General features: G+C 69.1%; 9 protein-coding genes. 2 read left to right on the plus strand and 7 right to left on the minus strand.

Translation table 11 applies throughout. The features are described from left to right. Positions 1–36: 36 nt before the first annotated feature. The 5 genes from ACQ143_RS12695 to ACQ143_RS12715 form a co-directional block, all read right to left on the minus strand. Positions 37–2,040: a glycosyltransferase family 2 protein gene (locus tag ACQ143_RS12695; RefSeq protein WP_449571065.1), complete on the minus strand. Its 2,004-nt coding sequence runs from the start codon at positions 2,038–2,040 to the stop codon at positions 37–39. 31 nt (positions 2,041–2,071) lie between these two features. Continuing rightward, on the minus strand, positions 2,072–3,364 hold the full coding sequence (locus tag ACQ143_RS12700) for a nucleotide sugar dehydrogenase (RefSeq protein ID WP_449571066.1): 1,293 nt from the start codon (positions 3,362–3,364) through the stop codon (positions 2,072–2,074). A gap of 95 nt (positions 3,365–3,459) precedes the next feature. Continuing rightward, entirely contained in the window at positions 3,460–4,632 is a 1,173-nt protein-coding gene (locus ACQ143_RS12705; RefSeq protein ID WP_449571067.1) for an acyltransferase family protein, read from the minus strand. A 94-nt stretch (positions 4,633–4,726) separates the two neighbouring features. Then, on the minus strand, positions 4,727–5,785 hold the full coding sequence (wecB, locus tag ACQ143_RS12710) for a non-hydrolyzing UDP-N-acetylglucosamine 2-epimerase (RefSeq protein WP_449571068.1): 1,059 nt from the start codon (positions 5,783–5,785) through the stop codon (positions 4,727–4,729). A 42-nt stretch (positions 5,786–5,827) separates the two neighbouring features. Then, positions 5,828–6,970 (minus strand): glycosyltransferase, encoded by a 1,143-nt coding sequence (locus ACQ143_RS12715; protein WP_449571069.1) that lies wholly within the window; start codon positions 6,968–6,970, stop codon positions 5,828–5,830. Between the two features lie 107 nt (positions 6,971–7,077). On the opposite strand from ACQ143_RS12715, the gene ACQ143_RS12720 reads away from it, so the two are divergent. After that, positions 7,078–8,403, plus strand: a complete 1,326-nt coding sequence (locus ACQ143_RS12720; RefSeq protein WP_449571070.1) for a glycosyl transferase — start codon at positions 7,078–7,080, stop codon at positions 8,401–8,403. Then, positions 8,400–8,840, plus strand: coding sequence for a hypothetical protein (locus tag ACQ143_RS12725; protein ID WP_449571071.1), 441 nt, complete (start codon positions 8,400–8,402; stop codon positions 8,838–8,840). The genes ACQ143_RS12720 and ACQ143_RS12725 overlap by 4 nt, the downstream gene beginning before the upstream one ends. An 18-nt stretch (positions 8,841–8,858) precedes the next feature. Here ACQ143_RS12725 and ACQ143_RS12730 read toward each other — a convergent pair whose 3' ends face one another. Both ACQ143_RS12730 and ACQ143_RS12735 read right to left on the minus strand, forming a co-directional pair. Beyond that, positions 8,859–10,061 (minus strand): hypothetical protein, encoded by a 1,203-nt coding sequence (locus ACQ143_RS12730; RefSeq protein ID WP_449571072.1) that lies wholly within the window; start codon positions 10,059–10,061, stop codon positions 8,859–8,861. Then, the gene (locus tag ACQ143_RS12735; protein ID WP_449571073.1) at positions 10,058–11,227 is read right to left on the minus strand and encodes a glycosyltransferase; all 1,170 of its coding nucleotides are present in this window, start codon (positions 11,225–11,227) and stop codon (positions 10,058–10,060) included. Before ACQ143_RS12735 ends, ACQ143_RS12730 begins: the two co-directional genes overlap by 4 nt.

Consider the following 11,227-nt stretch of genomic DNA (forward strand, 5'->3'; position numbering starts at 1 on the left):
TGTGAGGTGTGGTCGCGTGATGGGTGGAGATGCGTGTCAGCGTCGACGTGGGTACAGGCGGCGTACGGCGCGCCTCGCCCGTCCGAGAACCCGCCGCAGCTTCGCTGATGCCGAGGGTGCGACGCGGGATGGCGGCTGTGCCGGTCCGGGGGTCAATCGGTCGGCGGCCACCCACCACCGCCGGCCCCGTGGGTGCGCACCACCGACGCGCACCAGCGCCGAACGCCAGCCGTTCGGAAGCTCCGCCTCGAGGACGAGACGACCGCCACGCACCGCGAGGACGGCGGGCACCTTGCGGTAGCGGGAGGCGGGAAGAAGCCGATCGACGACCGACCATGCGATGCGTCGCGGCGCCATCGGCACGGTCACGTCGAATTGCGCACCATCCTCGTCGCCGTGGGCATCCTGCAACGGGATCGTCAGGAGGGTGCCTGTGCCGACGCGCGCCGTTGAGGATTCAGCCGCCGGCATGAGCCGCGCGACGGCGTCAGCGGGTCGGCCGAGCGACAGGGTCAGGTTGCCGTCGGCGTTCGTGTACACGACGCGCAGCCGGCCGCCGGAGGCGTCGGCTGACGGCTCGAGGGTCGACCGCAGCCGCGGCTGGCTCGGTGTCCCTGCGAGGGTGCAGCGGACGTTGAAGTCCCACAGCCCGTCCTCCAGACGTCGGCCGAACTCGACTGCGTCCGCGTCGACGGCCGCGCGCACAGCCACCCCGAATGTCACCGCGCCGTCAGGGCGGTCCACGATCGAGGTCTCGTGCGTGCTGGGCGTCATCCACGTGATCCGGGATGCACGCGAGCGCAGACCGATCTCCGCGGCGGCTGTCGTGACCTCCTCCGTCACGTCGAGATCGCCGTCCGTCAGGGCTGCGCCATAGTCGGGCGGCAGCGCCTTCAGAATGCGGTCGCCCGCCCGCCGCAGGGCCGGAACACGGCCCGCCGGCGATGACCATTCCACCGCGACGTCCAGTTCCAGACGCCCGTGATTCCACCGCGCAGCCTGTGCGCGCCCCCACCCGGGGATTCCGGGGTCGTGGACGGGAAGCCGCTCCAGCAGAGAACGGGCGTCGGCCGCCAGCAGACGTGCCCGGATACGGCCCGACGCATTGAGCCGGTCATCGAGGCGTGAAAGCGAGAAATCCTGCTGCAGCGCACGGCAGTGTTCGTAAATGCGGTCCTGCTCGGCGGCGGGTCGGCGGGTGTAGGCGGCGTTGAACGACGAAAGGATCCGAGAACGGTACTGGTGTGCCAGGAGAAGGTCGCGAGCCTTCTCGTGCGTGCTCCCGTCGAGGTCCTCCACGGTGGCGGCGAACACTTCGCGCAGCCAGTACCAGAATTCCTCCCCGGAGCGGAGAAAGCCCTTCGATCCGCTGCCGGGTGTCATGTACCAGTGGTAATAGGGGACGCTTGCCAGTGTGGATATCGTCCGGGCATGGCGGGCCACGCGCATGTTGAAGAAGATGTCCTCCCACATGACACGCCCGCCCTCCCGGAAGCGGATGCCGTGCGCGTCGAGGAACGCCCGTCGGTACAGCTTGTGCGGGTTCATCGGGATGAGCGGGTGTTGGTCGGTGCGATCGGTGGATTGGGCCAGGTCGGCGCGATACGTGTCGATCGCCCACGAGGCATCGTGGGTGCGGGCTTCCTTGCCGTTGACCACATCCGCCTCATGCTGCTTTGCGAACTCGTAGGCGGCCCGCAGCGCGTCGGGGTAGAGAAGGTCGTCGTGGTCCATGTAGGCCACGTACTCGCCCCGGGCAAGGTCCGTGCCGACGTTGCGCGGCTTCGATGGCCACCCGGAGTTTTCGATGCGCTCCACACGGACATGAGGGCGCAGGGAGCGGATCTCGAGCAGACGGTCGTATGTGTCGTCGGGCGAGCCGTCGTCTACGAAGATGACCTCGAAGTCGGACGGCGACATGGTCTGCGCATCCAGGGATTCGACGAGCCGGTCCAGGCCCTCGCCCGAACGGTAAGTGGGGACGATGACAGAGACCTTCAGCACACCCGGAACTCTATCCCGGCCTCCGTGCGATGACATGGGCACCCGCGGAGACACACGGAATCGGAGCTCAGGCGGCGCCGACGACGATGCGGGGCGTGCCCGCCCAGCGTTCCGGATCGGTCGCGTTGCGCCCGTCGACGAGGAGTCGGATGCCGGGGATCTCAGCCGCGGTCAGCTCGCGGTAGTCGGCGTGGTCCGTCTGCAGCACGGCCACGTCCGCACCTTCCCCCAGGGTGTGCGGCTCGAATCCGAGGGCCCGCAACTCCTGGTCCGTGTAGAGCGGGTCGTGCACCGTGACCTGCGCCCCCCGCGCCTGAAGCGCTTCCACCGTGGGGAACACACCGGAGAACGCGGTCTCCTTGACGCCACCCCGGTAGGCCGCCCCGAGCACCACCGCCCGCAGACCCTGCAACGACCCCAGCACATCCGCGGCCTGGGCGACCAGACGCTCCGGCATCGACGCGTTCAGCAGCCGAGCGGTGCGCACGATGTCCGCATCCGGGTCCGTCGACAGGTACAACCGCGGGTACACCGGAATGCAATGGCCGCCCACGGCGATCCCCGGCCGGTGGATGTGACTGTACGGCTGCGAGTTGCACGCCTCGATCACCTGGTACACGTCGATCCCGTGCTCGGCCGCGAACAGACCGAACTGGTTCGCCAACCCGATGTTCACATCCCGGTACGTCGTCTCGGCCAGCTTGGCCATCTCCGACGCCTCGGCACTGCCCAGATCCCACACCCCGTTCGCGCGCGGCAGATCCGGCCGCTCGTCGAACTGGAGGACAGCCTCATAGAACTCCCGCGCGCGCTGCGCGCCCTCCTCCGACAGCGCCCCGATCAGCTTCGGGTACTTCCGCAGGTCGGCGAACACGCGCCCGGTCAGCACCCGCTCCGGAGAGAACACCACGTGGAAGTCAGCTCCTTCGACAAGGCCCGATCCCTCCTCGAGCATCGGCTTCCACCGGCCCCGCGTCGTCCCCACGGGAAGCGTGGTCTCATACGAGACCAACGTGCCCGGCGTCAGGTGCTCCGCCAACGACCGCGTCGCAGCATCCATCCACGCGAAATCGGGTTCCCACGTCTCGTCGTCCACGAACAACGGCACCACGACCACGACCGCATCGGCGCCCGGAACGGCCTCCGCGTAGTCCGTCGTGGCACGCAGCCGACCTGCCGGCACCAGCCGCGCCAGCTTCTCCTGCAGACCTGCCTCCCCCGGGAACGGCTCCACCCCGGCGTTCACACTGGCCACCGTCGCCGCGTTCACGTCGACGCCCACCACGTCGTGACCGGAATCGGCGAACTGAACGGCGAGAGGAAGGCCGATCTTACCCAGGGCCACAACAGCGATGCGCATGGGTTCCAGTCTATGCGGCGCGGATCACCACACCGCGCGGTGCCGCTGCGCCGGTGTCCCCCGAAAGCGGCCGGTCATGGCACCGCGAGCGCGGCTCACCGCGGCGCGGCTCCCCACGTCGAGGGCAGCTCATCAGTGTTCGAGATCGGAGGGCCGGCGTGCTGCCGCGGTCGGTGTCGCAGGCGACGGGCGACCGACTTCGACAGACGGTGGGCGGGGCGCTCGATCAGCAGATAGAACAGCGGCGTCACGACCGCGGTGCCTGCCATGGCGACGAGCACGGCCATCTGCGGATCCTCAGGCAGCGCGTAACCGGCCGCCACCACGATCGGCTCATGGACGAGGTACAGGCTGAACGAGAGGAGCCCGAGGATCCGCAACGGCTTCACTTCGAGAAAGGAGGCGAACGTCGGCGAAGCGAAGGCGAGCACCACGAACAGGGATGACCCGATCAGGATCAGGCCGACACTCCCGTCGATGAGAACCTGTGGCGCGCCGACGGCGAAGAGGATCCAGCGCGACATGGAGGATACGACCGCGATTCCGATCGCCGCAGCCGAACCGAACGCACCCAGTCGCCGGCACAGTCGGACGATGTCGTCGCGGCGGACGGCGAGCACCGCGCCGATCACGAACATGGGCGGATAGATGAGCCACGGCTCGTGGACGACACCGCCGAGGGTGCTCATCCCGATCGATCCGACCGCGATCACCGTGTGCAGGCGGGGCAGCCGGATTGCCACCCAGATCACCAGCGGCAGCGCGAGCGAGAACAGAACCTCCCACTGCAGTGACCACAACGGCGAGGCGATGCCGCCGCTGTCGGTGATGAGGGTGAGGTCCTTCGCGAGCATCTCCGGTGAGATCTCGGCGGGACGTCGGTTCAGCCACTCGCTGTCGGTCTCGCCACTGCGTGGTGCGATCACGAATGTCAGGGCTGCGAAGGCGACGGCGCCCCACACCGGGAGATACAGGCGGAGCAGTCGGCTCGGGTAGTACGACCGCCAGGCGTAGCCACGGCCTGCCGCCGCGGGCGCGGTCAAGACGAATCCGCTGAGCACGAAGAAGATGTAGACGCCGGACTTGCCCTCCCAGAGCAGGTGCAACGGTGTGACGATCAGCCACCACTGCACGCTGCCGACGTCCGGCACGGTGGCGCCGGCGAAGTGTGGTGCGGCCAGGGAGGGGAAGACGAGGGCCGCGTGGTGAAGCAGCACGGTGACCGCCGCGAGCCCTCGCAGTCCGTCAAGCGAGCTGATCCGATGCACCCGGGAAGTCTAGGTGCGGTCACCTGGGGATTCGCACACCCACGGCCGGGGGTGAGAGCCCTCTCACCCGGGTGTCATCCGAGCACGTGACGTATCAGCGCAGCAGCTCGGCGATCACCCGTTCCGCCGCGTTGCCGTCGCCGTAAGGAGCGGCGTCGGTGTCGACGGGACGGGACCTGGTGAGGCCGGCGATGATCTCCTCGGCGGTGTTCGCGAGCACGTTCCAGCCGATTTCGACGGTCTCGACCCACTCGGTTTCGGTCCGCACCGTCGTGCAGGGCACGCGCAGAAGAAAGGCCTCCTTCTGCAGGCCGCCGGAGTCGGTCACCACGCCGGCGCTGTCGAGCACGGCAGCGAGCAGGTCCGCGTAGGCCAGCGGCTCGTGCACCCGCAGCGCGCCCCGGTCGAGGTCGATGCCGTGCTGGGCTGCCTTCGCGACGACGCGGGGATGTGCGAGCAGCACGACGGGCTTTTCGAGGGACGCCAGGGCGTCCGCGATGAGGGCGAGGCGGACCGGATCGTCGGTGCTCTCGGCCCGGTGGATGGTGGCAACGTAGAACGTCCCGCGCGCGAGACCGAGCTCCCGGGCGAGCGTCGACCCGCCCTCGGGCAAGCGGCCCCGATGCTCGACGAGGACATCCGTCATGACATCACCGACGAGGACGGTCCGGTCGGCGAGGCCCTCCGCGGCGAGATGGTCGACCGCCACCTGGGTCGGCGCAAGCAGCAGATCGGCGGCGTGATCGGTCAGAACGCGATTGTGCTCTTCCGGCATCCGCCGATTGAAGCTGCGCAGTCCGGCCTCCAGGTGCGCCACCGGGAGATGCAGCTTGACCGCGCTGAGGGCGGCCGCCAGTGTCGAGTTGGTGTCGCCGTACACGAGGACCCATTCGGGTCGATGCGCGAGGAACACCGGATCGAGCGCCCCGAGCATGGCACCGGTCTGCACCCCGTGCGAGCCTGACCCGACGCCCAGGTGAACGTCCGGAGCCGAGATGCCCAGTTCGGTGAAGAACACGTCCGACAGCATCGGGTCGTAGTGCTGACCGGTGTGCACGATGACGTGCTCGACTCCAGCGGCTCGCGCCGCCTTGTCGATCGGCGCGAGCTTGACGAACTGAGGGCGGGCGCCCACGACGCTGACGATCTTCACGTTCGCCGAGTCTACGTGGCTCTTTGTCGGCCCCGCCCGGTGTCAGGAGCCGACCAGTGAACGCAGGATCCCGCGGGCGACGTCGCGCTCATTGTCGAAACTCAACGCGCGCGCAGCAGTGTGCGCGTTCACCTTGAACCGGGCGACGTCGGCGGCGCTCAGCGATTCCAGGCTGCGCACGCACGCCTCGACGCTGAAGTTTTCGGCCACGACCCCGAGCTCGTGGCTGTTCACCACATCGACCATCTCCACGGTGGGTCCGATCGCGATCGCGAGGCGGGCCTGAACGTAGTCGAAGAGCTTGTTCGGCAGCGTGAGCCGCGCGTTCGTGTGCACGGGTGGAATCCAGAAGACACCGACGTCATAGTCGTTGAGCGTTCCGGGCAGGTCGTCGGGCGCGACCGGATCGTTGAATCGGATGCGGCCGTCGTCCCCTGCCCGCGCGCGCAGTTCACCGAGGTACTTCCCCCCGTCGGCGGCGGGCACGAGATAGAGGTCGAGGGTGAACCGTTCGTCGAGCAGCTTCACCGCGTCGATCATCAGCTCGAGGTTTCGGCCGTGCACTGCTCCGCCCGAATGGACCAGCCGGATGCGATCGGGTGGCACGGTGGTCGGCTCGAGGTCGGCGAAGGGTGCGGCGTTGCGCATCACTTCGGCACGCACGCCGAAGTCGCGCGCGTAGAGTTCGGCGATCCGGCCGCCCACGGTCGTGATCGCGGCAGCCCTCGGCAGGTACCGGCGGCACAGGTGCACCATGAACGGCGCGACGAGCACCCTCCACGCCGGCACGTGGGTGCGCTCCTCGGGAGCCCACTCGTGCATGTCGGCCCACACCGGGGCATCACCGGCGAGGGCGAACGCGAGCGCGAGCACCCGCGCGTCGTTGGCGACGACGAGGTCGAACCGTTCGCCCTCGAGCGCGCGGCGCGCGAAGGCGACTCCCGGCGCGGCGAGCTCGACCGAGCGATGCGCGTGCAGGGCGAGCCGCAGCACACCCAGCGGTGTCTGAGGCAGAGACAGGCGGTCGTCGGGTACTCGCACGTGACGTGCAACGCCGGGCGGCGGACCGCCGTAACCGACGGTCGTCACGTCACCGAATTCGGTGAGCACGCTCAGCTGCCGCAGAACCCGCGCATCACGCTCGATGGGAGACAGCGAGATGCAGAGGATCCGGGCGCGCGACACGATCTCCAGTCTAGGGAGCAGGGTGCCGACACCCGGTGCGCTCGGACGGCCGTCACCACGGGGCCACGACCGGGGGGCGCAGTCAGCAACGAAATAGGATGAACTCCATGCCGCCGCACCTGCTCTACGTCGCATGGGGATACCCACCGTCGCGCGGCAGCGGGGTCTATCGCGCGTGGGCGACGGCGAACGAGTTCGCCCGCGCGGGGTGGCACGTCACGGTGCTCACTGTGCCGCGCGAGACGTTCACGATGTCGACCGGCACCGATCTCACGCTCGAGCAGGCGATCGAACCGGGCATCCGAATCGAACGCGTGCCCTTCTCGTCACCGGCGTTCGACACCGACCTGCGCACGTGGTCGTGGGCGCGCGCACAGGTCCCCGAGCTGTGGAACGGCTGGTCGTACTGGCGAGCGCAGCGCTCCTTCCCGGAGAAGGGCTATGGCGGCTGGCGCCGCACCCTCGAGGCCGCGGCGCGCCGCATCCACGCGGCCGACCCCGTCGATCTCGTGATCGGCACCGCGAACCCGAATGTCGATTTCATCCCGGGATGGACGCTGCACAATGAGCATGGCGTGCCGTACGTCATGGACAACCGCGACGCCTGGTCGCTGGACATCTATTCGGGCCGCCGGATCGTCGACCGCCGCAGCCGCGCGGGACTGTGGGAGCGGCGCCTGCTCGAGAAGGCGCAGGAGATCTGGTACGTCAATGAGCCGATCCGCGAGTGGCACGCCGAGCAGTTTCCCGAGTCGGCTGCGCGAATGCACGTGGTGCAGAACGGTTACGACGTCGAGCTCGAGCGGGCCGAGACCGACGACGCCATCCCTCGCGCATCGCTCACTTTCGGGTACATCGGGACCATCTCGGCGGCGATCCCCGTCTCCGAGCTCGTCGCCGGCTGGCGGCGCGCGCGCGAGCGTTCACCGCTGGTCGCCGCCTCGCGCCTGCATCTCTACGGGTACCTCAACCATCTCGGTATTCCGGGAGAGAACATGACCCGTGCGATGAGTGCTTTCGGAGAGAACGACATCCACTACCTCGGTCCGGTCCCGCGCGCCGACGTCGGGCGCGTGTACGGTACCTTCGACGCCTTGGTGCTGACGTTCGGTGCCGGTCGCTACATCACCGGCGGCAAGGTCTACGAGTACGCGTCGACCGGTCTGCCGATCGCCTCCGTGCACGATCCGGTCAACGAGACGTCGCGGATCCTGTCCGATCACCCCGGGTGGCACGGCGCTGCCGGCCTCGAGCCGGACGAGGTCGCCGACGCGATCATCGCCGCTGCCGAGGACGCGGCCGTGCAGACGGTCGCGGACCGCCGGGCCGTCCGCGACTCCGCGCGTCGATTCGCCCGCGGCGCACAGCTGCAGCCGCGCATCACGGCGCTGGGCGAGGTCGTCGAGGCGCGGGGGGTGCGAGGGCGGCCATGAACGTGGTCCTGATCGCGCCGTCGGGCGCCGTAGGGTCGGCACTCGATCGCTTTGAGCTCGCGGACGGCGACCGCGTGACGGTGGTCTCCGCGGTACCGATCGATATCCAGACGTCTGCGGTGGATACCGTGGTCTTCCCGACCGCGATGGGTCCGGTCGGAAGCGCGTTCGCCCGATTCCTGTCGTCGAGCGTGCTCGGACGGAACCTGCAGCGCATCACGCCGCTCGACGGCGGGCGTCGGATGGCTCGTCGCGCGCTGCGCGACGCGCGGGTGCGTGAAGCGGTGGTCACAGCGGACCTCGTGGCCGTCCTGGAACGTGACGGCATCCTGACCGGCTGGCGGGCGCAACGTCGCTGGGCCCGGCCCGCGACCCCCGTGGTGTTCGGTGCCGCGCCGGCGGAGACGATCCTGAAGGCGCTGCGTGCCGGCGCCTGACCGCGTCACCGCGATGGCTCAGAGGCGATCGACGCCCAAGAAGGGCGCAAGCACCCGGGCAGAGCGCGCCCCGTCATGCACCGACCGCACGTACGCCGCCCCCTCGGCCGCCGTCTCGCGGTAGCGGGCGCGTTCGGCCAGCACAGCACGGATCGTCGCACCGACATCGCTCATGCGACTTTCGACGATGGGCAGATGCAGCCCGGTCTCCCCGGCCACCCTGTCCCGCACGTCGTCCGACACATGTCCGATGACCACACGCCCCGCCGCCATCGCCTCGCACGCCGCGACCCCGTAGTCACCGAGGCGGAACTGGTCCAGCACGATGTCTGCGTCTCGGTAGACGTCCGGCATCTGAGCGGACGGCACATGACCGGGGCGGCGGTACTCGATGACACCCTCGGCGGCCAGCGTGCTCAGGTCGGCGTCGATCGAGTCCGCCCCTTTCATCGGTGAGTTGCTGGGCGCGTACACCACGATCGGCACGTCCCGCTCGAGGACGGCGGTCGTCGAGGCCCAACGCTGCGGGTCCACCACCACCGGCAGCCACCGCGACCGCTCGACGTCGAGCTGGCCCGGGGTGGAGACGAAGACCGGGAAGTCGGTGCGGGCGACGAACTCGCGGTTCCTGCGCGCGTTGCGTTCGTGGATCGCGATGCGGTCGGCCGGATAGTCACCCTGGGCGCCGAACGGCGAGTCCTCGACCCGCGCCGCGTGCTCGCTCGGGAGTCGGATGTCGGTGCCGTGCCACAGCAGCCCCACCCGCACCCCCGCGCGCTGCAGCTCCTGTGCGACCTCCCGCGGCGTGCGGAACGGCACGGATCCATATGCGTAGCGGCCCGACTCCAGCAGAAGGTGGGTGAACCCGTTCCTGATCGCGTCGCGCTGGCGGTGACGCCATTGGCGCGCGAGGGTGTATCCCGTCGCCGGAACGCAGACGTCGGCGGGAAAGGAGAACCGTGCGGTGCCGGCGTCGGTGACCATCAGGTTGACCGCACCCACACCGTCGAGCCGCTCAGCCGCTCGTGCCCATGCGGTCCCCTGACCGGCGGAGTTCACCGGTCCGATGAGGAGGCGCACGGGCGTCTGCGGCGCCCGGGCGATCGGCATATCGTCGGGATCCCATGACAGCGATCGCGGCACCATCCGCGCGAGGACCCGGTCGGGCAGCGCACCGGCGACGGACCGGATCGCCGAACCGAGAAGACCGTGCGGTGTCATCGTCCGCCTCGCGGCTTCGCACGTCGGGCCGCCGCCCGCTCGGATATGCCGCGCAGCGCCCGCAGCCAGCCCTCGTTCTCGACCTCGGCCGAAAGGCGTCGGGCGTTGGCATCGGCGATGCGCTTGTAGGCGTCGATCTGCTCTTTCGTCAGCGCGTCGATCGTCGCCGCGATGGAGGCGGGGGTGAAGTCCTCCGTGACGACGCCGTGGCCCGTCTCCTGTACGAAGCGCGCCATCTCCGGAGACGGCCCGACGATCGTCGCCAGCCGCCCCTGGATGAAGTCGAACAGCTTGTTGGGCAACGACCACATCAGGTTGAACGTCCCGGTGCCGAGCACGCTGATCCCCACGTCGTACCGAGCCACCGTCGACATCAGCTCGGAGTAAGGGACGGGGGGCAGCACACGCACGCGTCCACCCGTGCCTGCCGCACGCTGCTCGAGTTCGGCGAAGTACTTCTCGTCACTCTGCACGAGGTACATATCGAGGGTCGCCCCATTGGTCGCCTGAGCGACCCCGTCGATCATCCATTCCAGCTTGCGTCGAGACGCAGCGATGCCGGAATGCACGAGCCGCGGCGGCCAGGCGGTCTCCTGCACGGCGCGGTCGTGGAACGGGGTCGTGTTGCGGACGACTTCGGAACGGAATCCGAACTCCCGCTCGTACTCCTCCGCCAGGCCGGGACCGACGGTCGTCCAGGCGTCGGCTTTCGCGACGTAGGTGCGGATGATCCACTCGATGTAGGGGCGCGCCCGCCGGTGCCAGTAGGTCTCCGGACCCAGTACGCGGGAATGGTACTCGTGCAAGTCGACGAGGATGCCGTCCCTCGGGCGTACCTTCATCGCGACCGGGGCGGCGATCTCCTCGTCGGCAAGCACGAGATCGAACGTCCGCCCCCGCAGCTTGCGCAGGGCTTCACGGATGCCGGGCCGCGTCCAGAGGGTCCACCGATACAGGCCGAGCGCGAGAAGCCGCCCGTCCCAGCTCCGGACCGGTCCCTTCACCTCGAGATACTCCACCGCGGCGGACGGCGCCGGCCCGAAGCCGCAGACCGTCAGCTCGTACTCGTCTTCGAACAGCTCGATCTGGCGCAGCACGCGCGCATCACGATGGATCTGCGAGAACGACACGATCAACAGACGTGTGCGGTTCCGATCAACGACCAC

The organism is Microbacterium pollutisoli, assembly GCF_053586795.1.